Source organism: Dermacoccus sp. Ellin185, assembly GCF_000152185.1.
In the GTDB taxonomy this organism is placed as follows: Bacteria; Actinomycetota; Actinomycetes; order Actinomycetales; family Dermatophilaceae; genus Dermacoccus; species Dermacoccus nishinomiyaensis.
In genome coordinates this window covers 1-22,521 of sequence record NZ_AEIQ01000051.1, presented here as the reverse complement: position 1 = coordinate 22,521, position 22,521 = coordinate 1, and the positions used below count along the sequence as shown (strand labels likewise).

Annotated in this window: 20 protein-coding genes; 14 read left to right on the top strand and 6 right to left on the bottom strand. The window is 63.9% G+C overall.

Features of this window, described 5'->3' with window-relative positions; all coding sequences use genetic code 11:
• Window positions 1-50: 50 nt before the first annotated feature.
• The 5 genes from HMPREF0321_RS16385 to HMPREF0321_RS04385 all read right to left on the bottom strand — a co-directional run bounded on the left by HMPREF0321_RS16385 (window position 51) and on the right by HMPREF0321_RS04385 (window position 5,061).
• On the bottom strand, window positions 51-1,394 hold the full coding sequence (locus tag HMPREF0321_RS16385) for an O-antigen ligase family protein (RefSeq protein WP_006944503.1): 1,344 nt from the start codon (window positions 1,392-1,394) through the stop codon (window positions 51-53).
• Window positions 1,381-1,692 carry a PqqD family protein gene (locus HMPREF0321_RS04400; protein ID WP_038569058.1) on the bottom strand — a complete coding sequence of 104 codons (312 nt, stop codon included), beginning with the start codon at window positions 1,690-1,692 and terminating at the stop codon, window positions 1,381-1,383. Before HMPREF0321_RS04400 ends, HMPREF0321_RS16385 begins: the two co-directional genes overlap by 14 nt.
• Entirely contained in the window at window positions 1,689-2,576 is an 888-nt protein-coding gene (locus tag HMPREF0321_RS04395) for a nucleotidyltransferase family protein (RefSeq protein WP_050786466.1), read from the bottom strand. Before HMPREF0321_RS04395 ends, HMPREF0321_RS04400 begins: the two co-directional genes overlap by 4 nt.
• Window positions 2,577-2,654: 78 nt before the next feature.
• On the bottom strand, window positions 2,655-3,710 hold the full coding sequence (locus tag HMPREF0321_RS04390) for an NAD(P)-dependent oxidoreductase (protein WP_006944451.1): 1,056 nt from the start codon (window positions 3,708-3,710) through the stop codon (window positions 2,655-2,657).
• A 130-nt stretch (window positions 3,711-3,840) separates the two neighbouring features.
• Entirely contained in the window at window positions 3,841-5,061 is a 1,221-nt protein-coding gene (locus HMPREF0321_RS04385; RefSeq protein ID WP_006944448.1) for an NADP-dependent isocitrate dehydrogenase, read from the bottom strand.
• Between the two features lie 423 nt (window positions 5,062-5,484).
• On the opposite strand from HMPREF0321_RS04385, the gene HMPREF0321_RS04380 reads away from it, so the two are divergent.
• The 13 genes from HMPREF0321_RS04380 (at window position 5,485) to wecC (ending at window position 20,852) form a co-directional block, all read left to right on the top strand.
• Window positions 5,485-6,900 carry a polysaccharide biosynthesis tyrosine autokinase gene (locus HMPREF0321_RS04380; RefSeq protein ID WP_006944458.1) on the top strand — a complete coding sequence of 472 codons (1,416 nt, stop codon included), beginning with the start codon at window positions 5,485-5,487 and terminating at the stop codon, window positions 6,898-6,900.
• Between the two features lie 4 nt (window positions 6,901-6,904).
• On the top strand, window positions 6,905-8,821 hold the full coding sequence (locus tag HMPREF0321_RS04375; protein ID WP_040014459.1) for a nucleoside-diphosphate sugar epimerase/dehydratase: 1,917 nt from the start codon (window positions 6,905-6,907) through the stop codon (window positions 8,819-8,821).
• A complete protein-coding gene (locus tag HMPREF0321_RS04370) occupies window positions 8,821-9,954 on the top strand; it encodes a DegT/DnrJ/EryC1/StrS aminotransferase family protein (protein ID WP_006944470.1) in 1,134 nt (377 codons plus the stop codon). The genes HMPREF0321_RS04375 and HMPREF0321_RS04370 overlap by 1 nt, the downstream gene beginning before the upstream one ends.
• Window positions 9,954-10,640 (top strand): sugar transferase, encoded by a 687-nt coding sequence (locus HMPREF0321_RS04365; protein ID WP_006944499.1) that lies wholly within the window; start codon window positions 9,954-9,956, stop codon window positions 10,638-10,640. Before HMPREF0321_RS04370 ends, HMPREF0321_RS04365 begins: the two co-directional genes overlap by 1 nt.
• Window positions 10,637-11,266, top strand: coding sequence for an acetyltransferase (locus HMPREF0321_RS04360; protein ID WP_040014458.1), 630 nt, complete (start codon window positions 10,637-10,639; stop codon window positions 11,264-11,266). The genes HMPREF0321_RS04365 and HMPREF0321_RS04360 overlap by 4 nt, the downstream gene beginning before the upstream one ends.
• Window positions 11,233-12,483 carry a glycosyltransferase family 4 protein gene (locus HMPREF0321_RS04355; protein ID WP_006944497.1) on the top strand — a complete coding sequence of 417 codons (1,251 nt, stop codon included), beginning with the start codon at window positions 11,233-11,235 and terminating at the stop codon, window positions 12,481-12,483. The genes HMPREF0321_RS04360 and HMPREF0321_RS04355 overlap by 34 nt, the downstream gene beginning before the upstream one ends.
• Window positions 12,480-13,505: a polysaccharide biosynthesis protein gene (locus tag HMPREF0321_RS04350; RefSeq protein WP_006944500.1), complete on the top strand. Its 1,026-nt coding sequence runs from the start codon at window positions 12,480-12,482 to the stop codon at window positions 13,503-13,505. The genes HMPREF0321_RS04355 and HMPREF0321_RS04350 overlap by 4 nt, the downstream gene beginning before the upstream one ends.
• A complete protein-coding gene (locus tag HMPREF0321_RS04345) occupies window positions 13,502-14,614 on the top strand; it encodes an NAD-dependent epimerase/dehydratase family protein (protein ID WP_006944465.1) in 1,113 nt (370 codons plus the stop codon). Before HMPREF0321_RS04350 ends, HMPREF0321_RS04345 begins: the two co-directional genes overlap by 4 nt.
• 3 nt (window positions 14,615-14,617) lie before the next feature.
• A complete protein-coding gene (gene wecB / locus HMPREF0321_RS04340) occupies window positions 14,618-15,748 on the top strand; it encodes a non-hydrolyzing UDP-N-acetylglucosamine 2-epimerase (protein WP_006944456.1) in 1,131 nt (376 codons plus the stop codon).
• Between the two features lie 75 nt (window positions 15,749-15,823).
• Window positions 15,824-16,972, top strand: coding sequence for a hypothetical protein (locus tag HMPREF0321_RS15945; RefSeq protein ID WP_139023549.1), 1,149 nt, complete (start codon window positions 15,824-15,826; stop codon window positions 16,970-16,972).
• Between the two features lie 895 nt (window positions 16,973-17,867).
• Complete coding sequence (locus HMPREF0321_RS15940; RefSeq protein ID WP_139023548.1) at window positions 17,868-18,449, top strand: hypothetical protein; 582 nt, start codon at window positions 17,868-17,870, stop codon at window positions 18,447-18,449.
• Complete coding sequence (locus HMPREF0321_RS15365; protein ID WP_083803191.1) at window positions 18,427-19,623, top strand: glycosyltransferase; 1,197 nt, start codon at window positions 18,427-18,429, stop codon at window positions 19,621-19,623. The genes HMPREF0321_RS15940 and HMPREF0321_RS15365 overlap by 23 nt, the downstream gene beginning before the upstream one ends.
• A complete protein-coding gene (gene wecC / locus HMPREF0321_RS04330) occupies window positions 19,620-20,852 on the top strand; it encodes a UDP-N-acetyl-D-mannosamine dehydrogenase (protein ID WP_040014456.1) in 1,233 nt (410 codons plus the stop codon). The genes HMPREF0321_RS15365 and wecC overlap by 4 nt, the downstream gene beginning before the upstream one ends.
• 8 nt (window positions 20,853-20,860) lie before the next feature.
• Here wecC and wecB (HMPREF0321_RS04325) read toward each other — a convergent pair whose 3' ends face one another.
• A complete protein-coding gene (gene wecB / locus HMPREF0321_RS04325) occupies window positions 20,861-21,991 on the bottom strand; it encodes a non-hydrolyzing UDP-N-acetylglucosamine 2-epimerase (RefSeq protein WP_040014463.1) in 1,131 nt (376 codons plus the stop codon).
• Window positions 21,992-22,058: 67 nt separating this feature from the next.
• On the opposite strand from wecB (HMPREF0321_RS04325), the gene HMPREF0321_RS04320 reads away from it, so the two are divergent.
• A complete protein-coding gene (locus HMPREF0321_RS04320) occupies window positions 22,059-22,442 on the top strand; it encodes an AAA family ATPase (RefSeq protein WP_083803190.1) in 384 nt (127 codons plus the stop codon).
• Window positions 22,443-22,521: the final 79 nt, after the last annotated feature.

Below are 22,521 nucleotides of genomic sequence, written 5' to 3'. Positions count from 1 at the left end.
CCGCCGATAGCGAACACCTGGGGTCTTCTCGATCAATGTTCGTGTCATCTTCACGCCTGGACCTCCGATCGCGAGGCGCCGACCGGAGCGCCGCGATGCAGCGGCGCCGCGCTGGATGCGCGTGGCGGGGCCATCTCGGCGGCCCGCCACGCAAGATTCGACGCGGCGGCGGGTTTGCCGAGACGGTAAGCGATGCAGATTCCGAGCACGATGAAGGCACCCACCGTCATGAACACCTCTCCCAGTTTCCACGCGCAGACGAGCACGACGATGACCGTCGCCTCTGCTGTGAGCATCTCCCATGAGACATGCAGTCGTCGATCGAGCAATCCCAGGCCGAGGAGGACGAAGGCCAGAACGGTTGACCAGAGAAAAACATGACCGCCCTCGACGAAAGCCTGCAGATACGAATCATGGAACCATTGCCGTCGATCACCGATCACCACGAACCCCTGATTGAGACCGAGGCCCGTCCACGGCGTCAGGGATGCTTTGATTTCCATCGCCTGATCGATCTGCGCCCTGTACCAATCGGTGCCTGTTCGGTCACCGAACGCGGAACTGGAGGCATAGTTGTTGATCGAGAAGACGAGAACCGCATACCCGATCGCCGCGAGGGCGATTCGATAGGCCACACCGATCCGGTTGCGGAGCAGGACCCACAGGGCGGCCAGCACGATACCTCCGAGCGCGGTTCGCGATCCGGTGAGAAAGACGAACCACGTCGAGAGGAGGAACCACGGTATGCGCCAACGCGGGGACAGAACCGCAAGCCCGAGGATCCCCCATATCGCGTAGTACATCCCTGCAACGTTCTTGTCCCCATAGAAACCGGTCAGATATGGCGGGTAATTATTCTCCGTCAGCCCGGCATAGAACAGAAGGACGTTGGCACATGCGCTCATGCATGCTCCGATGATGAACGACCGAATGTCGATCCGCCCGGTTGCGATGACAACGCACACGGCGAAGAGAATGAAGAACTTCAGGAGGCGCTGCTGCCACGGCATGCCGTGGAAGACGGAAACCAGGACGAGGAAGGCCATGAGTGCCAGGAAGGCGATGACCAGGAGACCACCGCCCGGTACGGTCAGCTTCGCTCGCCGGCAGGCACTGACGGCCACCATCACGACACCCGTTGCAAGACCGCCCACAAGACCCCCAGGCAGGGCGGTGGTGACGAACATCAGCGAGAAACCCATGACGAGGTCCAGGAGAACCACCGGCCCCCAGAAGCCGGCGACGGCCTGCCCGACCTTTTCCACGCGCGTCGAGGCGTGCGGTCCTTCCGTTGCGGCCTTGACGTTACGGGATTCAGGCACAGACGCACTTCGGCGGGTCTCAGCGCCGAGCAGGTGCTGCCACTCGGGAGCCATCCCCTCAGTTCGATTCATGGCCCGACCTCTCCTCCAGCAGGCCGTGATCGACCAAGGACATCACGAAGTTCTGCACGGGCTGCGCGATCTCGTCGGACGGCCATCCGTGCTCAGCAGCCAAGAGCGCCACGAGCCCCTCCGTGTCGGAGACCCGCGGGGACGCCCGCCAGACCAGCAACCCTACCTGCGGCAACCGCACGATGACTCCTCGAGACGCCCTGAGCACCCACACCGCAGATCGATCATCGGGGTCCGTCTCCACAGCGATGTCCTCAGGGATGGCCCATCGGCCCTGGGTTTCTTCACGGCGAGTCATCGCTCGGCCCTCGTACGCAGCCGCGTTTCAAGCCGGTGAAGCACATCACCGAGGGCCGTGACGAATCGCTGCCGGACAGCGTGCACATATTCACGGCGCGTGGGAGGGTGGCCCAGCTCGTCGCTCAAGAGGCCCTTGTTGACCATGAAGAATGCACGGAAGACCCGCCCCTTCGCCAGTGGCCCGCGTGCCGCCCGGAAACGCCCGCCCCACTCGTCCAGACGTGATCCTTGCCCGCTGGAGAAGTACTTCCACAACGCGTAGGCAGGCAGCCCACGGAATTCCTCGAGACCACCGACGGCGGCAGCCAGCGCCAGCCGAGCCTCCATCTCATCGGCGCGCCGTACCACTGCGGCGCGGCTCCCCTCGTCAGCCACGCCCCAGGCAGCCTCGAGGTCCTCGATCCGGTGGCCGCCGCTACGCGCGAAGTGAAGAAGCAGCACCAGCCGCTGATCGTTCAGCGAGGGCACATCACAGGCCACCCCGGCGATGGTCCGGATCGTGCGCTGTCCCCACATGGCTTCGAAGGCCGTCGCGGGCTCGACGTCGAACCCGGGCCACCAGCGATGTACGTCCAGAAGGCCGAGATCGTGGCGAAGGTTCATCGCGTGACCGAAAGCGGAGCCTTCGTCGAAACCTGTGATCTCGCGCCAACCTCGCGCCCGGAGCGCCTCGACAAAGGCAAGCACGTGCTGGGGGCGAACGAGGACGTCCACGTCAACGCTGTGCCGCGCCGCCCGCTGCAGGCGGAGATCCACTGCTGGGCCTTTGACGTGGAGAAGGTCGCAACCGACCTCGTCAGCGATGAGCTGTACATAAGCATGCAGCAGCCGGACACGGACTGTCTGAGGGACCTCGACGCAGTTTGCCGTCATCGTGTCCATTCGTCATCCCCTATCCTGGCCTTGCACGTTCCAACACACAGGCGCGTAGCGCCAACTTGCCTTGCCCTCGCGGCGAACTCAGCTCGTCAGACCTCTCTGCCGTAATTCGCGCAGGGCGACGTCCCATGCCTCCGAATCGGCGCCGGGCAAGCCCCACGATCGACCAATGAAGTCGGCCACGGCCTGCTCACTGCTCATCCGGGGCAATGGCGCGCCTGCGGAACGGAGACCCTCCAGAGAGGCAACGGCGTGCTCGATGTCCCCGGCCCGGCCGACATCCACATACTCCACCGGCGCACTCGCGACCGGGGCCGCAGCAGCAGCAAACCGCGCCAGGTCGGTCAACGACGTACGCTCACCGGTGCCACAGTTGAGAACCCGCAGGCTCCCGAGTCGACCCGGGTGATCGATGCACCAGGTGATCAGACGCGCAACATCGTCGACGTGCACGAAATCCCTCGTCGCAGAGCCATCGCCATAGACCGACAACGGTCGACCCTCGCGGAGGCGCGCGAGAAAAGCTGCCAGAACCCCCGTATAGGGATTGTGGAGTGCCTGTCCGAAGCCCACCACGTTCTGCGGCCGTAGAACAGTGACCGGGATCGCGGCAGCGTACTCCGCGAGGATGGCCTCCGCCTCGGACTTGGTTTCTCCGTAGACGGAAACAGGGCGGTGCGGGTCCTCCTCCCGGGACGGCGCGGCCTCTGCCTGGGGACAGCAACGCGCCCCGAACCGAGTGCCGTGGCGCCGGCACTCGTACCGTCCCTCGCCGTAGACGGCTCGGGACGACAGTGCGACGAGAGCGGCACCCCAAGAAGCCGCCGCAGCAGCCGCGAGCCGCGTCCCCTCCACGTTGACAGCCCTGTAGCGCTCGGCCTCGTACATGGATTGTGCCGTACCGGTTTCAGCAGCCAGATGAACGACGACATCGAACCCCGGCAATGCGTCCCACGTGCTTGCCTGACTGACGTCTGCGATGACGACTTGCCCCGGAAAGCGCTGCACGGCAGCTTCTGCATGCTGGTGCACCTGGGCATTCAAACTGTCGACGGCGACCAGTTCATGCTCCGAGGCCAGCATGACGGCGACATGTTGACCGATGAATCCGGCCCCGCCGGTGATGAGTATGCGCATGGCGCCCTTCGTTGTGACCCGTTGCTTCGTGCCACTCTAACGCCCCGGCATGACGGGCGTCAGAACAAGACGCCCCCGTCACATGTCCTTGAACACGCGACGGAGGGCGTCACCGGTGAGACCGCCGTGATCAGGCAGCCATGGCCTTGCTGAGGTTCTCGTCGATGGCGGCGAGGAAGTCCTGCGTGTTGAGGTACGGCTGGTCCTTGCTGATGAGCAGCGCGAGGTCCTTCGTCATCTTGCCCTCCTCGACCGTCTCGATGCAGACGCGCTCGAGGGTCTCGGCGAACTTCGTCACCTCGGGCGTGCCGTCGAGCTCGCCGCGCTTGGCGATGCCGCGCGTCCAGGCGAAGATCGACGCGATCGGGTTGGTCGACGTCTCCTTGCCCTGCTGGTGCTGACGGTAGTGACGCGTGACGGTGCCGTGCGCAGCCTCGGCCTCGACGGTCTTGCCGTCCGGCGTCATGAGGACCGACGTCATGAGGCCCAGCGAACCGAAGCCCTGCGCGACGATGTCGGACTGCACGTCACCGTCGTAGTTCTTGCAGGCCCAGACGTAGCCGCCCTCCCACTTGAGCGCCGCAGCGACCATGTCGTCGATGAGGCGGTGCTCGTAGGTGAGGCCGCGCTTGTCGAACTCGTCCTTGAACTCGCGCTCGAAGACGTCCTGGAAGATGTCCTTGAACGCACCGTCGTACGCCTTGAGGATGGTGTTCTTCGTGGACAGGTAGACCGGAACGTTCCGCTCGAGGCCGTAGTTGAACGACGCGCGGGCGAAGTCCTCGATCGACTTGTTGTAGTTGTACATGCCCATCGCGACGCCGCCGTCCTCGGGGAACTCGGCGACCTCGTAGACGACCTTCTCGCCGCCGTCGGCAGGCGTGTAGGAGATCTCGACCTTGCCGGCGCCGGGAACCTTGAAGTTCTGCGACTTGTACTGGTCGGCGTGAGCGTGGCGACCGATGATGATCGGCTTCGTCCAGCCCGGCACGAGGCGCGGCACGTTGCTCATGATGATCGGCTCACGGAAGATGACGCCGCCGAGGATGTTGCGGATCGTGCCGTTCGGGCTCTTCCACATCTCCTTGAGGCCGAACTCCTCGACGCGCGCCTCGTCGGGCGTGATGGTGGCGCACTTGACGCCGACGCCGTACTCCTTGATCGCGTTCGCCGCGTCGACGGTGACCTGGTCGTCCGTCGCGTCACGGTTCTCGATGCCGAGGTCGTAGTACTTGAGGTCGACGTCGAGGTACGGGTGGATCAGGCGGTCCTTGATGAACTGCCAGATGATGCGCGTCATCTCGTCACCGTCGAGCTCGACGATGGGGTTCTTGACCTTGATCTTCTCCATGGCCTGTGCTGGCTCCTTCGATCAGTTGGTGCGACGAATGTTCGCTGGCCTCAGGCTATCGCCATCCCACCGGCTCCCCGCAACGTCATCCTGGCGCGCGCAGCGCCTCCCACCTGCCGGGAGGCGACGCACAACAGCGACATGATGTGACCTTCATCACCATACCTGCGGGTAGCCCATCTCACTCACACCCATACCCGCTCGCCCGACATGGCCAGATGCTTGGCAGACGCTGCGAAAACCCTTGGAACCCCATGCAACTCGCGGCGAGGCACACTCAAGGGTGAGGTCGAATTAGCGTCATGACCACGTCAATGAATCAGGTCAGTTGTCCTAGATACAGACTTTGGTGTGGGTCACAGCCAGTCCGTAAGGTCTCCATGACACTCGCGCCCAGTGCGCGAACACATCAGGAGGCACCGGGTGGATCTTCAGTCGTACATGCGCGCCATCATGAAGCGCTGGCGCATCATTGCCGGCTGCGTGCTCATCGCACTCTCCCTCGCCGTGCTCCTCACTCTCTTCACGCACAAGACGTACAGCTCGTCGGTGCGCTTCTTCGTCTCGACCGCGGATGCGTCGAACAACTCGCAGCTGGCGCAGGGCAACACGTTCACGCAGGATCGCGTCAAGAGCTACACCCAGCTCATGAAGACGCCGAAGGTGCTCCAGCCCGTCGCAGACGAGGTCAAGATGCCCGGCGGCGCGACGGCGATCGAACCCAAGGTGACGGCCAAGGCGGCGCCGGACACCGTCATCATCGACACGAGCGTCGTCGACACGAGCCCGAAGCGCGCGCACGCCATCGCGCAGGCGCTCGGCGAGCAGTTCCCCAAGGCCGTCGACGAGCTCGAGAGCGTCTCGAAGGACAAGCCGAGCCCCGTCAAGGTGACGCTCGTGCAGCAGGCGACCACGAGCACGAAGGTCGGCCCAAGCTGGCCGACGAATCTCGTCCTCGCCGGCCTGCTCGGCCTGCTCGCCGGCACCGCGCTCGCGCTGCTGCGTGAGCGTCTCGACACGAAGCTGCGAACGAAGGACGACGTCCTCGAGGCCGCTGACGACGTCACCGTCCTCGGCGCCGTGCCGTTCGACAAGGACGCGAGCGCGCACCCGCTCATCGTCGCGCACGACCCGCACTCGACGCGCGCGGAGGCGTTCCGCTCGCTGCGCACCAACCTGCAGTTCGTCGACGCGACGGAGCACCCGCGCGTCATCACCGTCACCTCGTCGCTGCCCGGTGAGGGCAAGACGACGACGACGGCGAACCTCGCTCTCGCGCTCGCCGAGTCGGGTGCGAGCGTCTGCCTCATCGAGGGTGACCTGCGTCGTCCGCGTCTGCTCAGCTACATGGGTCTCGAGGGTGGCGTCGGCCTCACAGACGTGCTCATCGGCCGTGTCGCCGTGCGTGATGTGGTGCAGCGCTTCGGTGAGCGTCGTCTCATGGTGCTCGGCTCCGGTGCGACACCGCCGAACCCGAGCGAGCTGCTCGGCAGTGAGCCGATGCGCGCGATGCTCGAGGATCTGCGCGGCCGTTTCGACTACGTCATCATCGACGCGCCGCCGCTGCTGCCCGTCACCGACGCCGCCGTCCTCTCGCGGGTCACGGACGGCACGCTGGTCATCGCGGGCGCCGGGATCGTCAAGCGCGACCAATTCCTCGACGCGCTCGACCACCTCGACGCCGTCGACGCAAAGGTGCTCGGTGTCGTGCTCAACCGTGTCGAGCGGGGCCCGCGCGGCAACTACTACGACTACCGCTACGACTACTCCCCCTCCACCGCCGCCGACGACGACAAGGGCCGCACCCTGACGAGCCGTCGCTCGCGAAAGGGCAACTGAGGCGATGTCTGTGCCGGGGGGATCAACCCGACTGCCTCTGAGGGAACGTGATCGCGCCGTTCGTTACGGCTGGTTCGCGACCGACCTCGTGCTCGTCCTATGCGCCGCCTATGCCGCGGCGTGGCTGCGCTTCGACCTCGACATCTCCGATTCGGCGTCCGTCGAGATCGCCATGTTCGCGTTGCTCGCGGTCGGGTTGTACGCCGTCATCGGTTTCGTCCTCGGCCCCTATCGCATCGGGCACGTGCGCGGCTCGTTCGAGGAGACCGCCGACATCGCCAAAGCGGCGGTGGCGATGGGGCTCGTCCTCGCCGTGCTGCGTCTGGCATTCGGGGTGCCGCACGTGCCGCGCAGCATGCCGTTCACGGCGCCGATGTTCGCGCTGCTCGGCATGTTCACGCTGCGTTTCCTCGTGCGCTCGTGGCGCTGGGGCCGGCGCGTCTCGCGTGAGCAGGACGTGCAGGCCATCGTCTTCGGCGCCGGCCACAGCGGGCGTCAGCTCGTGCGCGGCTTGCACCGCGACACCTCGGAGGGCACGCGTTACGTGCCCGCCGCGCTCCTCGACGACGACCCGGGCAAGCGCCGCTTGAACGTCGACGGTCTGCGCGTCACCGGCACGCGTGAGGCCATCGCACGCGAGGCGGAGCGCACGAACGCGAGCGCGCTCATCATCGCGGCGTCCACGATGGAGGGCGAGGACGTGCGTGAGGTCACCGAGCGCGCCCGTCAGGCCGGTCTCGACGTGCTGATCATGCCGCCGCTCAACGAGATGTTCCACTCCCCACGCGGCGCGGATCTGCGTCAGCTGAACCTCGAGGATCTGCTCGGGCGTCAGCGGATCGAGTTGGATCAGACGGCGATTCGTCAGTCGATCGCGGGCAAGCGCGTGCTTGTCACGGGTGCGGGCGGTTCGATCGGTTCGGAGCTGTGCCGTCAGCTCGACAAATACGGCCCGGCGAAGCTCGTGCTGCTCGATCGGGACGAATCGGCGATGCATGCGGCGCAGATGTCGATGACGGGGCGGGCGCTGCTCGACGACGGCACGCTCGCGCTGTGCGACATCCGTGACCCGCAGTCGCTCGCGACGGTGTTCGAGCGCGAGCAGCCGCAGGTCGTGTTCCACGCCGCGGCGCTCAAGCACCTGACGTTGCTCGAGCAGTTTCCGATCGAGGCGTGGAAGACGAACGTCCTCGGCACCCTCAACGTGCTCGAGGCGGCGCAGGCCGTCGGCGTCGAGACGTTCGTCAACGTCTCGACCGACAAGGCGGCCTGGCCGTCGTCGGTGCTCGGGTACTCGAAGCGTCTCGCGGAGCGCCTCACGGCATCGTTCGCGAGCGCCGGTAACGACACGTACGTCAGTGTGCGTTTCGGCAACGTGCTCGGTTCGCGCGGGTCGGTCATCACGGCGTTCACGGCGCAGATCGAGCGCGGTGGGCCGGTGACGGTGACCCACCCGGACGTCGAGCGGTTCTTCATGCTCATCCCCGAGGCGTGTCAGCTCGTGCTGCAGGCGTCGGCGATCGGCACGGACGGCGAGGTCATGGTGCTCGCCATGGGCAAGCCGGTGAAGATCGTCGACGTGGCGCGCACGCTCATCGAGATGGCGGGCAAGCATGATATCGAGATCCAGTACACGGGGCTGCGCCCGGGTGAGAAGCTCTCGGAGCAGCTGTTCACGCCCGGCGAGGAGATCAAGACCTCCGAGCACCCGCTCGTCTCGCACGTCAACGTGCCGGCGATCGACCCGCAGCTCGTGCGCGCGCAGTACTTCGACACGGACGCCGACGCGCTCGCCTGGATGGTCGAGCACTCCGGCGGGCATCGCGATCACGACCCGAGCAAGGACATCGACATCACCGCGGAGGGGCCGATCCTCTCCCCCGATTCCGTCGCCGATCACCATGGTGGGGAGAACATCTGATGGCACGCATTCACCTGTCGAAGGCCACCGTCACCGAGCGCGAGGAGCAGCTCGTCGTCGAGGCGTTGCGCTCGGGGTGGGTCGCTCCCCTGGGCCCGATGGTCGACAGTTTCGAGGCGGAGATCGCCGAGCGCACCGGGGTCGCCGGCGCGTTGGCGCTCTCGTCGGGCACGGCTGCGCTGCACCTGGCGCTGCTGCACCACGGCGTCGGGGCCGGTGACGTCGTCGTCGTGCCGTCGATGACGTTTGCTGCCACGACGAACGCGATCGTCTACACGGGTGCGACGCCCGTGTTCGTCGATTCGCAGGCGAGTGACGCGAACGTCGATGTCGCGCTCATGATCGAGGCCGTCGACGCGCTGAGCGCGGAGGGTGAGAACGTCGCCGCGGTCGTCACGGTCGATCTGTACGGCCGTGCGGTCGACTACTCGACGCTCGTGCCCGCCCTCGCCGAGCGCGGCATTCCGCTCGTCGAGGATGCTGCGGAGGCGCTCGGTGCGAGTCTCGACGGCGCGGCGTGCGGGTCGTTCGGGTCGTGTGCGGCGATCTCGTTCAACGGCAACAAGATCATGACGACGTCCGGTGGCGGAATGTTGCTGAGCAACGACACCGAGTTGTTGGCTCGCGCGCGTTACCTGTCGACGCAGGCTCGTCAGCCCGCGCCGTGGTACGAGCACACCGAGGTGGGGTACAACTACCGCATGTCGAACCTGCTCGCGGCGCTCGGCATCGGCCAGCTCGAGCGGCTCGACGCGATGATCGCGCGCCGCCGGGAGATTCGCGACCTGTACGCCGATGCGTTCGCCGATCTAGACGGCGTGCGCCTGCTCGGCCGGAGCGAGGGTGACGACGACCGCCACGACAACTGCTGGCTCACAGGTGCCATCGTCGACGGTCGCGAGCCCGGTTTCATCGACCACGTCGTCGAGGGCTTCAACGCCGCCGACATCGAGGCGCGTCACCTGTGGAAGCCGATGCACATGCAGCCGATGTACGCCTCGGCGCGCACGTTCGGTGGTGACGTCGCGGCCGGGTTGTTCCACTCGGGTCTCAACCTGCCGTCGGGTGTCGACCTCAGCGACGACGACGTCGCGCGTGTCATCGCGACGTTCCGTGAATTGGTGGCGCGCTGATGCGCCGTCAGGCCGTTCTCAAGCGAGCGATCGATCTGACGCTGACGGCGCCGGCGTTCGCCGTGTCGTTACCGGTGCAGGCCGGCATCGCCGTCGCGGTCCGTGGGAAGCTCGGCTCACCGGTGCTGTTTCGTCAGGAGCGCCCGGGGCGTGACGGCAAGCCGTTCACGATGATCAAGTTCCGCACGATGCTGCCCGTCGACGAGTCGCGCGGGTGGGTGACGGATGAGCAGCGGATGACGTCGTTCGGCGCGTTCCTGCGCTCGACGAGTCTTGATGAGTTGCCGACGTTGTGGAACATCGTCAAGGGCGACATGTCGCTCGTCGGTCCGCGTCCACTGCTCATGGCGTACCTCGAGCGCTACTCCCCCGAGCAGGCGCGTCGACACGAGGTGCGTCCCGGTCTGACGGGCCTCGCGCAGGTGAACGGCCGCAACGCCATCTCGTGGGAGGAGAAGTTCGCCTACGACGTGCGCTACGTCGACGAGCACGACTGGCGAATGGATCTCGACATCCTGCTCAAGACCGTCAAGGGTGTCATCCGACGTGAGGGCATCTCCGCCGACGGCGTCGTGACGATGCATGAGTTCATGGGTTCCCAGGAGACTCAGGAGCCTCCCGTTCCTGCGGACGTCGCCGAGACGATGGCTGAGCAGTGCTCGTCGCAGGCGGTGGTGAAAGCATGATCCCGCTCGTCATCATCGGTTGTGGTGGGTTCGGGCGCGAGGTCTGGGGCATCGCGGAGGCCATCAATGAAAGGGCACCCCGCTTCGAGGTGTTCGGGATGGTCGATGACGCTCTCTCCGACGACAACGAGGCCGCCCTAGTCCGGCTCGGTGCGCGCCACCTGGGCGGGCTCGACTGGTTCGATGACGCGACGGCTGATGTGCAGGCCGTCATCGCCATCGGCTCCCCTGACGTGCGCCGACGCATCGACGAGCGGCTCCCGGACCGGGCCTGGGCGACGCTGGTTCATCCGGACACGACGATCGGCCCCGACGTGAAGCTTGCTCAGGGCTGCGTCGTCGCACCGGGCGCACGTTTGAGCACGAGCATCCGAGTCGGCCGCCATGTTCACATCGACCAAGGTGTCACGGTGGGCCACGACAGCCTGCTGGGCGATTTCAGCCGCCTCAACCCGCAGTCCTGCATTTCCGGCAACGTGATGATCGAGGCCGGCGCGACCGTTGGTGCATCCGCGACGGTCATTCAGGGCCTGCGAGTCGGCGCCGATGCACTCGTCGGCGCCGGGGCTGTCGTGACGCGAGACATCGAAGCATGGACGACCGTGAAGGGGGTGCCGGCCCGATGAAGATCAACTTCGTCACGCAGTGGTACCCGCCCGAGCCGGCGGGCCCGTCCTACGCACCTGCGCTTGGTCTGACTCAACGTGGGCACGAGGTCAACGTGCTCACCGGATTCCCCAACTACCCGACGGGGCAGATCTACGACGGGTACGCGATGCGTCCCTTCGCTCGGGAGCGCGGTACGGACGGAATCACGGTGCATCGTGTGCCCCTCTACCCGAGTCATGATGCGAACGCCGTCAAGCGCATGGGTAATTACCTGTCCTTCGCTACGTCGGCCACGCTGGCCGCTCAGCTGCTGCCACCGGCCGACGTGTGGTTGACGTACTCGTCGCCGGCCACGTCAGCTCTTCCCCGGATGCTGCAGAGACCGGGGCGTCGCACGCCCCACTTCATGATCATTCAGGATCTGTGGCCGGACAGTGTCACTGATAGTGGTTTCACTACGGGTCGAGTCGGCGCGGGCATCCACAAGGCGCTCGACGTGTTCTGCGATCTCTCCTACCGCGATGCGTCCGGCATCGGTGTCATCTCGCCGAGCATGCGCTCAGTGCTCACCCAGCGTGGTGTTCCGGATGCGAAGATCCATGACACCCCGAACTGGGTGGAGGATCGCCCCTTGCCAGATCGAGTCCGTACCCGACGCGAGTTGAGTCTGCCGGAGTACGGTCGAGTCTTCCTGTATGCAGGCAACCTCGGCGAGCTGCAGGCACTCGACGACCTCGTGAATGCATTCTCAGGCGCCGACGCGCACTTGGTCCTCATGGGCTCGGGGATCAAGCGCGGCGATTTGGAGCGCCGCCTCGCCTCGTCGCCGCAGTCGAACATCCACCTGCTGCCACCTGTCGCTGCCCATGAGGTGGCGGAGTACTACGAGCGGGCTGACGTGGTGATTATCTCGCTCGTGGACACGCCGTTACTGCGGGTGACGATGCCGAGCAAGGTTCAGGCATCTCTGGCGGCGGGGCGGCCCATCCTCGCTCACGCGGCAGGTGATGCCGCCCAGGTCGTTCGGGAGGCAGATGCGGGCGTCGCCGTCACGCCGGGCGACGCTGCTGCGACGCGGGCGGTCATCAACCGGCTGGCTGCGCTCGATGATGCGGCTCTGGCGCGCTTGGGCGCGAACGGCCGACGCTACTTCGACAGCAACTTCTCCGCGACCGCCGGGCTGGATCGTCTCGAGGCCGCCCTCCTCGCCATTTCGACGAAAGACAACACATGACTGACCTCACCGGCAAGACCATCGCCATCACTGGCGGCACCGGATCGTTCGGTTCGACGATGGTGCGCCACCTCCTCGCGCAGGATGTCGCGCAGGTGCACGTCCTGTCGCGCGACGAGGCGAAGCAGGATGAGATGCGCAAGCGTTTCAACGATGCGCGGCTCAAGCTGTTCCTCGGCGACGTGCGTGACGCACACTCAGTCGAGGACGCGTTCGTCGGCGCCGATCACGTCTTCCACGCGGCCGCCCTCAAACAGGTGCCGAGCTGCGAGTTCTTCCCCGACCAGGCGGTGCGCACCAACATCGACGGCAGCAACAACGTGCTGCGCGCCGCGAGCCGCGCCGGGGTCCGCTCCGTGGTGTGCCTGTCAACCGACAAGGCCGTCTACCCCGTCAACGCGATGGGTATGACGAAGGCCCTCATGGAGAAGAGCGCACAGGCGTTCGCGCGCAACAACCCCGATTCCCCCAGCGTCGTGTCGACGACGCGCTACGGCAACGTCATGTACAGCCGCGGCTCGGTGATCCCCCTGTTCGTCAGGCAGATCATGGACGGCAAGCCGCTCACCCTCACCGAGCCCAGCATGACCCGTTTCCTCATGTCGCTCGACGACTCGGTCTCACTCGTGCTCCACGCGTTCGAGAACGCCGAGCGCGGCGACCTGTTCGTCCGCAAGGCCCCCGGATGCACTGTGGAGACGCTCGCGCGGGCGACGGCCAAGGTGCTCGGCGTCGATGACCCGCAGATCAAGGTCATCGGTGCGCGCCACGGTGAGAAGATGCACGAGACGCTCCTGTCGAGCGAGGAGATGGTGAAGGCCACCGACCAGGGCGACTACTACCGCGTTCCGCTCGACGCGCGTTCGCTCGAGTACGAACTGTTCACGTCCGAGGGCGAAACCGAACTCAAGGACGCGACGGACTACACCTCCGCCAACACCGAGCAGCTCGACGTGGACGGTGCTGTCGACCTGCTCATGACCCTGCCCGAGATCCAGCAGATTGTTGAGGCCCGCGCATGAAGATCGTCATCACCGGAGCGCACGGCTTTCTCGGCTGGCACACGCGCGCACGGCTGCACACGCTGACCGACCATGACGTCGTCGCCATCGGCCGCGAGAACTGGGGCGAACTCCAGGCGCACGTCGCGGACGCCGACGCCGTCATGCATCTGGCCGGCATCAACCGTGCGGAGACGGACGCTGCCGTCGAGCAAGGCAACGTCGACCTCGCACAGGACATCGCCGACGCCGTGCGCGCAGCCGACAAGCCTGTGCGCATCGTCTACTCGAGTTCCACGCAGGTCGGCAACGGCTCTCCCTACGGCCGCGGCAAGGAGCGCGCGGGCGAGATTCTCGCCGACGCCGCCACCGCGAGCGGCGCCGCCTACGTCGAGGTACGCCTGCCCAACATCTTCGGTGAGCACGCTCGCCCGTACTACAACACGTTCGTCGCGACGTTCATCGACAAGCTGCTCGAGGGCGAGACCCCGACGGTCAACGACAATCCGGTGGAGCTGCTGCACGTGCAGGATGCCGCGGCCTCGCTCATCGAGGCCCTGTCTTCGCGCGACCGTCTCATCCGCCCCCACGGCCACGACACGCGTGTGCCGGAGGTGCTGTCGTTGCTCGAGCAGTTCCACGATGTTTACAGCCGCGGCGAGATCCCGAAGCTGCCGACGCGCTTTCACACGAACCTGTTCAATACCTACCGGGCTGCGACGTTCCCGAACAAGTACCCGTTCTCGCTCATGGTCAACGCTGACCAGCGCGGTGAACTGATCGAGACGGTGCGCGCTCACGGCAGCGGCGGCCAGTCGTTCGTGTCGTACACGAAGCCGGGCAAGACGCGCGGCGAGCACTACCACCTGAACAAGATCGAGCGTTTCGTCGTCATCAGTGGCAAGGCGCGCATCTCGCTGCGCAAGGTGCTGACCGACGAGGTCGTCGACTTCGACGTCGACGGCACGAAGCCGGCCGTCATCGACATGCCGACTCTGTGGGTGCACAACATCACGAACATCGGCGAAGAGGACCTCATCACGATGTTCTGGGCCGACCAGCTGTTCAACCCGGCCGCGCCGGACACGTACTGGGAGCCCGTGCGCCCCGCCGAGACCAAGGAGGCCTGAACGATGAAGGTCATGACCATCGTCGGCACGCGCCCGGAGATCATCCGGCTTGCGCGCGTGATGAACCGGCTGGACAACACCCCGGGCGTCGAGCACGTCATCGTGCACACGGGACAGAACTACGACTACGAGCTGAACGGCGTCTTCTTCGACGACCTCGGCGTGCGCAAGCCCGATCACTTCCTCGCCGTCGACACCTCGAGCCTCGGCGCGGTGCTCGGTGGCACGCTCATCAAGAGCGAGGAGGTGATGCGCGCCCAGCAGCCCGACGCTGTCCTCGTGCTCGGCGATACCAACTCGTGCATCGCCGCCGTCATGGCCAAGCGCCTGCGCATCCCGACATACCACATGGAGGCGGGCAACCGCTGCTTCGACGAAAACGTGCCGGAAGAGACGAACCGACGCCTCGTCGATCACGTCGCCGACTTCAACCTCGTCTACACCGAGCACGCGCGCCGCAACCTGCTCGCCGAGGGCCTGCACCCGCGCCGCATCATCAAGACGGGCTCCCCCATCCGAGAGGTCGTCGAGGCGTACACCGAGCAGATCAAGGCCTCCGACATCCTTGCCCAGCGTGGGCTCGACGAGGGCAAGTACTTCCTCGTCAGCGCGCACCGCGAGGAGAACGTCGACAGTCCTGAGCGCCTGCGCGCCCTGCTCGACGGGTTGATCGCCGTGCACGACGCCTTCGCCCTGCCCGTGTTTGTCTCGACGCACCCGCGCACGCGCAAGCGTCTCGAAGCGCTGCCGGGGTGGACGGAGCCGGAGGGCATCACGTTCAGTGAGCCGCTAGGCTTCCACGACTACAACAAGCTGCAGCTCTCGGCGGCCTGCGTGCTGTCGGATTCGGGCACGATCGCCGAGGAGAGCTCACTCATGGGCTTCCCCGCCGTCACGCTGCGCGACTCGATCGAGCGCCCCGAAGCGCTCGACACGGGCGCCATCATCATGACCGGCCTGCACGCCGACGACATGGTGACGGCCGTGCGCGTCGCCATGGAATCGGGCTACGAGCGCGACGGCGTCAGCGACATCACCCCGGAGGACTACCTCATCGACAACTGCAGCCAGCGAGCGGTGAACTTCATCCTGTCCACCGCTCCTCGGCACCGTCAGTGGGCAGGAATCCGATAGAACATGGCACGAAGAGCCCTTCTGCCTGCTGTGCGCGCGGGCTCCATATACGGAGCATCTGTCGGAACGCTCTTCGTGGCAGAATTAATTCTTTCGCGCCGCGCAGGGATGAGTGGATTCGGCGAATACCAGCTTGTTCGACAGGCGATTCCACTAATCCTGTTGATCTCTCTAATTGGAGTGGATCAGTCACTTATCCGCGTATCCATCGAGAACGGGTCTACCAGCAGATTTGTTCCCCACACAAAGGCCGCTGCCCTCCTGAGCCTAGCGTGGGGGGCCATTGCCGGGTTTGCTCTCCACAAGTTCTTTCGGACCGACCCGCTGACCACCGCGACGGTCATTATCGCCCCAGCACTCGTCGCTGTCTCTGAGTTGGGGGCAGCTGCCCTCAGAGTCAATCGCAAGTACGCCGCATCGGCAGTCCTGCAACAGGGATATCGCTTGTGCGCCGCGCTGATCTTGCTGGGCAGCATGGCACTGACGAATACTACTTCAAGCAGCGACGGAGTCATCGCCCTAGCCGTAGGCTCATTGATAGCGTGTGCCTGTGGCTGCCTAGCGCTGATAACGACAGTCCACACCGATACTTCCCTGAGTCGACACGTGTACACAATGGGACTTGGTTTTGCGGTATCAGGCCTCCCCTTCGCCGCAATTGACTGGCTGGACCAGGCACTCCTCTCCTGGAAATTTAACAACCTAGCGGCAGGCGGGCAGTATGCGACATCCAAACTGTGCATTGTCTACCCCGCGATCACCTTGGCGTCGGTGCTGGGGTTTACTGCCTTGCCCGAAGCTGTGCGCTTAAGCAAGACGATGCCTAGCCACGCCCTCAAGAAAACGAATATCTTGGCCCTGCTGGCGGTCGTACCACTGACACTACTTTTCTACATCGTTTATCTCATTTCAGATCGCTTTCTTTTCGATACCCAAGCATCACCCACCGCGGCGCTACTACTGGCCACAACAGGTTCGATTAGAGTTGCGTATGTTGTGCCCAGTGCATTGCTCGGGTCAATCTCATCCAGCCGCAGGTTGATGCGGACATCCACTCTGTCGTTAGGATCCATTGCAATTCTCACCGCAAGCATTCTGATATTACCCATCGAAAACTCCGTCACGCTTGGCGCGGCATCCCTACTATTCGCCACGTTCTTTAGGTACTTAGTAGCCCTTGTTTCAACGCACCGCGCCATCGGGGAGGTGCAGACGCGTGAGTAGCACCCGCAAACGCAGATCCACAAGCGGTGGGGAGCAGAGAAAAATCCGTCACCGAACCGCCCCTTCCTCAACGGCAGCGCTACAACTTCTCGGCTTGACAGTCGTTACCATCGGCCTGATCGCCTTGGGGCCGAGAGATGCGGCAATCGATACCGGCGGTTACGCCTGGTTAGGTTGTCTGGCAATAGCTCCGGCTGCCACGTGGGCTCTAGTCGCTATCGCGCGCGGGTACCTATTCGAATTTCTCTTGAGCCCGGCTGGCCTTGCCTTAGCCTACCTGTGGGCTTCGGTGATCATCGTCCCAATCTCCTGGAGGGCAGGCCTCGCGACTCCTTGGGATGACTTGGCGTCCCCCCAAGGACGCGTCATAGTATGGGCATGTCTGCAAATGGTCTTTCTTACTGCAGGGACGGCTTTTGCCGTTAGGCAATTCAAACCGAGACGGATTCTTCTGACGATAAACAATGAGCGACGCTTCGTACGCGCGCTTTACATCAGTGCCGCTTTTGGCGTTGTGAGCATCCTATGGCTGCTTCACGCGGCCGGGGGTCTAACGAGCCTTCTGAGCGGGTTGAGCACGCGCAGAGACATGCTAAGCGGTCTCGGGTTTATCGGCGCTCTAGCGGCGATACCCGCGGCAGCTTCATTGCTCTTACTACTAGCCCGGCCCAAAGGCCCCGCGCAACGCATCCTTGTCGTCACCCTGTCCGCAGAATATTTCGGTTACCTGTTTATTAGCGGAGCCCGATTTCCTCTAATATCCTATGCGATAGCTTTACTGCTCGCCGTATCCCACAGAAGACGAGTGCCCCCAGGTGCTTTCGTAATACTTTTGCTCGCGGCGGTCCCCTTCTCCACGTGGTACGCCATTTCCATTCGGAAGACTAGCCGCTCGGTGACGTCTCAGGGTAGCGAGGCATCGACAATCTTCTCGACACTACAATCGTCGGTAGAGCCGTTCATTAACGGCGGCGTGGACGCCCTGAGAACACTGAGCGCACCGGTAGCAGCGGCCCCTGGGGATTGGCATTTCAACATATCAAATTTCCTTGGCGGCCTCTTTACCCTTGTGCCTAGAGTCGTGTGGCCTAACAAACCCAATGGCGTCTCGATTGCATTCTCGCAACAGTACTTCAGTGACCGATGGGAACAGGGGACGGGCGTACCGCCATCCATTCTCGCCGAATCCATATTCTTCTTCGGAGCAATCGGCGGCCTCCTTTACCTGCTCCTCATTGGAATCCTGATCGGCTGGTGCTCTGTCCGCGCGTGGCGCACGACATCGCCTTTTATGCGGATTATGTTTATTTTCGCCACATCCGATGCCATTGTGTGGGTAAAGTCAGGCAGTGACTCATTCTTCCGAAGCTTAGCTCTTCATGGCCTTGGCTTGCTCGTTCTCTATTTCATGACACGGCGGATAGAAATTGTCCCAAGTTTGCGAAAGGATACAAATGACAAAACTTCTGGCCATTGACTTGGCGCCATATGAACACTCAACCCGTACCCGCAAGATCGCCCAACAAGCTGCCGAAGCCGGAGTCGACACTGTTGCAATCACTCTCTCCCGGGTTGGTCGATCGGGAATGATAGGGTCGTCACGTGATGAGCGCATCGACTCAGTCTTGAGTCTGAAAATCAAGACCCGAAAGCCCCGAGAAGGCGCATCCGTAGCGACGCAGATTGTCAACTTGGTTGGCACATATGCGTGGCCCGTGGGGGCTCTTCTTCGCAAGACCCTCGCGACACCCGCAGATACGGTACTCGTCGGTCATATTTCTCTTGGTTTTATCGGCCTACTTCATCATAGGCGCTATGGTAGCCGGGTCCTTCTAAATGGGCGGGAACGTCCGGGCGGGGTACGTACTACTGGTTCTTTAGCCTCCCTTTTTTCCCGCATCGAACCCTTGGTTTTACGTCGCCTGGCGGCTTCGAGCTGGATTCGGGTGGTAGCTGTCTGCGAAAGCCATGCGACCGAATTTCGCAGCCTGGGCGCGCGGACTTTTGTAGCTCGAAACGCGCCTCCGGCGTCATTCCGTCGCCCGTTTGCGCCTCCCCCCCCGTCGAATGATCACCTAATCGTAGGCTGCTTAGGCACCTTGTACCCTGGCCGTGGCGTCGAGACCTTGATCGAGGCCGTAGGAATGGCTCGAGACAGCGGCATTAATGTCAAGCTCGAGATGGCCGGCCGCGCTAGCGCAGAGTTTATGTCACAGCTAGAGGATGTCGCGCTGTCGACGGGTCATCTCGACGCGATCACGTTTCACGGACCATGGCCTTCGGACGAGGTGCCTTCCTTTTACCAAATGGTTCATGTGGGCACGGCGCTCTACGAAAATGTAGATGCTGCGAACGATTCTTTGTCGAATAAGATATTTGAATGCGTGGTTAGTGGTCGGCCGGTTATTGCGAGCGACCTCTCGGAAAACCGTCGCTTTGTTCAGGAGAACGAGGTGGGTTGGTTGACCGATGTGACCGCGGATGATTTGGCTGATTTACTGCGCGCCATATATAAAATGCGGCCAAACCTTTCCACCCTTTCCAAAAGGGTGTTCGAACGGTCAGCCACAATGACCTGGGAGAACGAATGCCGCGACACCATTGCCTGGATAGTACAAAGCAAGATCGAGAACAGGGATGCGAAGCTATGAAGATTTCTGTCATTGGCCTTGGCTACATCGGTTTGCCCACGAGTGCCGCTTTGGCCTCTCGGGGCACCCGAGTGCTCGGCGTCGACCTCAATACTCACTTCGTCGACGAGATCAACGCGGGCCGCGTGCCGATCGTCGAGCCAGATCTCGACGTCGCCGTCGAGAAGGCCGTGGCGGACGGAATGCTCACCGCCTCCACCCAGGTCGAGGCGGCCGACGCGTTCCTTATCGCCGTGCCCACCCCTTTCAAGGGTGAGCACGAACCCGACCTGTCGTACATCGAGTCCGCGGTCTCCTCCATCGCACCCGTGATCCAGCCCGGCAACATCGTGATCCTCGAGTCCACGAGCCCCGCCGGCACGACTCGCAAGATTTCCGAGTGGCTGGCCCAGGCGCGCCCGGACCTCACGTTCCCCCACGACCACGAGTCGCCGGACGTTTTCGTCGCGCACTGCCCCGAGCGAGTCCTGCCCGGTCGCATCATGATCGAGATGGTCAGCAATGACCGCGTCGTCGGTGGTATTTCGCCTCGTTGCGCCCAGAAGGCCGCCGAGATCTACCGAATCTTCTGCGAGGGCGAGATCCTCTTGACAGACGCGACCTCCGCGGAGATGGCCAAGCTCACCGAGAACGCCTTCCGCGACGTCAACATTGCCTTCGCCAATGAGTTGGCGGAGATCTGCCGCCACATCGGAGTCGATGTGTGGGAGGTCATCCGCCTCGCGAACCGCCACCCTCGTGTGAACATCCTCAACCCCGGCCCTGGCGTAGGCGGCCACTGCATCGCGGTCGACCCGTGGTTCATCGTGGATGCTGCACCTGACCAGGCAAACCTTATTCGCACTGCCCGCGAGACGAACGACGCACGCCCGGACACCGTGGTCGCCGACGTGGCGCGCATCGCGCCCTCCGGCGCCGTCATCGCGTGCCTCGGGCTCGCGTTCAAGGCGAACATCGACGACCTGCGCGAAAGCCCGGCTGTTACCGTGGTCTCGCGGCTGAGCAAGGCAGACCCGACGTGGCAGCTTCTTGCCGTGGAGCCCCACGTCGACCACCTGCCTGCGGCCCTCGAAACGTTGGAAAACGTCCGACTCGAGGGCCTCGATGTTGCCCTAGCATCAGCAGACGCCGTTGTGCTGCTTGTCGATCACGACCGGTTCAAGGCCATCAGCAACAAAGAGATCCGCCAGATCCCCCATGTCGACACACGGGGAATCTGGCGAGAGTAATCAAGTAATCAAGGAGTGAACTCGGCCACCCTCCGACCCACCCCGAGAAGCTCCGCCATGGCGGCCACGCAGCGTTCCGCTGCGTGGCCGTCGCCGTAGGGGTTCACGGCCGTAGCCATCGCATCGTAGGCCGCGGTGTTGTCAAGGAGCAGCTGAACCTCGGTATGGATCCGTGCACGGTCCGTGCCCACCAAACGCACAGTCCCGGCCTCCACAGCCTCGGGGCGTTCCGTCGTGTCACGCATGACGAGAACGGGCTTGCCCAGAGACGGAGCTTCCTCCTGCACCCCGCCGGAATCGGTGAGCACGATGTCGGCTGCCGCGAGCACGTGCGCGAACTCGTGGTAGCTCAGCGGCTCGGTGAGAACCACGTTCTTGGCCGCCGAGAGGATGGGTTCGATCGCCGTTCGCACGACCGGATTCTTGTGCATAGGGAGAAGCACTAGCAGATCTGGGTTCCCGGTTGCCAGGTCCGCGACGGCAGACATTGCGGCAGTCATCCGGTTCCCCCACGACTCGCGGCGGTGCGCGGTCACAAGCAAGATCCGTCGCCCGCTGTTCAACGCGTCCGCCACCTGCGGATCGGTGAAGTCTGTGTCGATGCCGGTCGTGGTCTTGAGCGCGTCGATGACCGTGTTACCCGTCACCACGATGTCCTCTGCAGCAATACCCTCACGCTGGAGGTTGGCGCGAGAAGTAGATGTCGGAGCCAAGTGCAGCGCCGCGAGTGGAGCGACCAGCCGACGATTCGCTTCCTCGGGGAACGGAGAACTCATGTTTCCGGTACGCAACCCGGCTTCCAGGTGTACCACGGGAACACGATGATAGAACGCCGCGAGGGCCCCCGCGAGCGCACTTGTCGTGTCGCCTTGCACGACCACGGCGTCCGGCTTTTCCTCGGCGATGCACTTGGCGACCGCCTCGATGGTACGTGAGGTGATTTGTTCGAGACTCGCGCCGTGAGCCATGAGGTTCATGTCCACGTTGGGCCTGATCCCGAAGAGACTGTTGACCTGGTCCAGCATTTCGCGATGTTGCCCAGTTACCGCGACAATCGGATCAAACCGCTGATCCTCGCTAAGGGCCAGAACCAATGGGGCCATCTTTATCGCTTCGGGTCTTGTGCCATAGACGGTCATGATCTTGTGAGTCACGTATTTCTCCTCCGTGTGGGGCCCGCCACGTCGTACTTTGTGAAAAGCGTACCTGCGCAGCCCAGAACGCCCTCACCCGGGACAGATTTGGGCCTCAGCACACCGAGGGCGCCTGCCGAACCGTCCCGCCACGATCGTCCTCGACGAGCCCGAACTAGGGTTGCACCCGATCGCCATTCACCTCTTGAGCGAACTTCTGCGGGTCGCAGCACGCGACAGCCACCGCGTCATCCTCGCAACCCAGTCCACGGATCTGCTCGGTGAGTTCGACCTCGAGGACATCGCAGTCGTCGAACGCCGCGACGGGTCGACCCACGTCTCCAGACCCGACCGCGGGCAACTCGACGGCTCCCTCCACACCCACTCCGTATCCGAGATGTGGGAGATGAACCTCCTCGGCGGGCGCCCGACGGCCGACAACGTCAGCGCGTCATGAAATACATCGCGCTGGTGGTGGAAGGGCAGACGGAGGAAGCCTTCGTCACGCAGATCCTCAATCCGGCTCTTCCGAGTTC

Coding starts and splice junctions, on each gene's coding strand:
- HMPREF0321_RS04355 (WP_006944497.1), top strand. CDS start 11,233: ATGGACGACCGTGAAGGGGGTGCCGGCCCGATGAAGATCAACTTCGTC.
- wecB (WP_040014463.1), bottom strand. CDS start 21,991: ATGACCGTCTATGGCACAAGACCCGAAGCGATAAAGATGGCCCCATTG.
- HMPREF0321_RS04400 (WP_038569058.1), bottom strand. CDS start 1,692: ATGACTCGCCGTGAAGAAACCCAGGGCCGATGGGCCATCCCTGAGGAC.
- HMPREF0321_RS04370 (WP_006944470.1), top strand. CDS start 8,821: ATGGCACGCATTCACCTGTCGAAGGCCACCGTCACCGAGCGCGAGGAG.
- HMPREF0321_RS04375 (WP_040014459.1), top strand. CDS start 6,905: ATGTCTGTGCCGGGGGGATCAACCCGACTGCCTCTGAGGGAACGTGAT.
- wecB (WP_006944456.1), top strand. CDS start 14,618: ATGAAGGTCATGACCATCGTCGGCACGCGCCCGGAGATCATCCGGCTT.
- HMPREF0321_RS04345 (WP_006944465.1), top strand. CDS start 13,502: ATGAAGATCGTCATCACCGGAGCGCACGGCTTTCTCGGCTGGCACACG.
- HMPREF0321_RS04385 (WP_006944448.1), bottom strand. CDS start 5,061: ATGGAGAAGATCAAGGTCAAGAACCCCATCGTCGAGCTCGACGGTGAC.
- HMPREF0321_RS04395 (WP_050786466.1), bottom strand. CDS start 2,576: ATGGACACGATGACGGCAAACTGCGTCGAGGTCCCTCAGACAGTCCGT.
- HMPREF0321_RS04350 (WP_006944500.1), top strand. CDS start 12,480: ATGACTGACCTCACCGGCAAGACCATCGCCATCACTGGCGGCACCGGA.
- HMPREF0321_RS15365 (WP_083803191.1), top strand. CDS start 18,427: ATGACAAAACTTCTGGCCATTGACTTGGCGCCATATGAACACTCAACC.
- HMPREF0321_RS16385 (WP_006944503.1), bottom strand. CDS start 1,394: ATGAATCGAACTGAGGGGATGGCTCCCGAGTGGCAGCACCTGCTCGGC.
- HMPREF0321_RS04365 (WP_006944499.1), top strand. CDS start 9,954: ATGCGCCGTCAGGCCGTTCTCAAGCGAGCGATCGATCTGACGCTGACG.
- HMPREF0321_RS04360 (WP_040014458.1), top strand. CDS start 10,637: ATGATCCCGCTCGTCATCATCGGTTGTGGTGGGTTCGGGCGCGAGGTC.
- HMPREF0321_RS04390 (WP_006944451.1), bottom strand. CDS start 3,710: ATGCGCATACTCATCACCGGCGGGGCCGGATTCATCGGTCAACATGTC.
- wecC (WP_040014456.1), top strand. CDS start 19,620: ATGAAGATTTCTGTCATTGGCCTTGGCTACATCGGTTTGCCCACGAGT.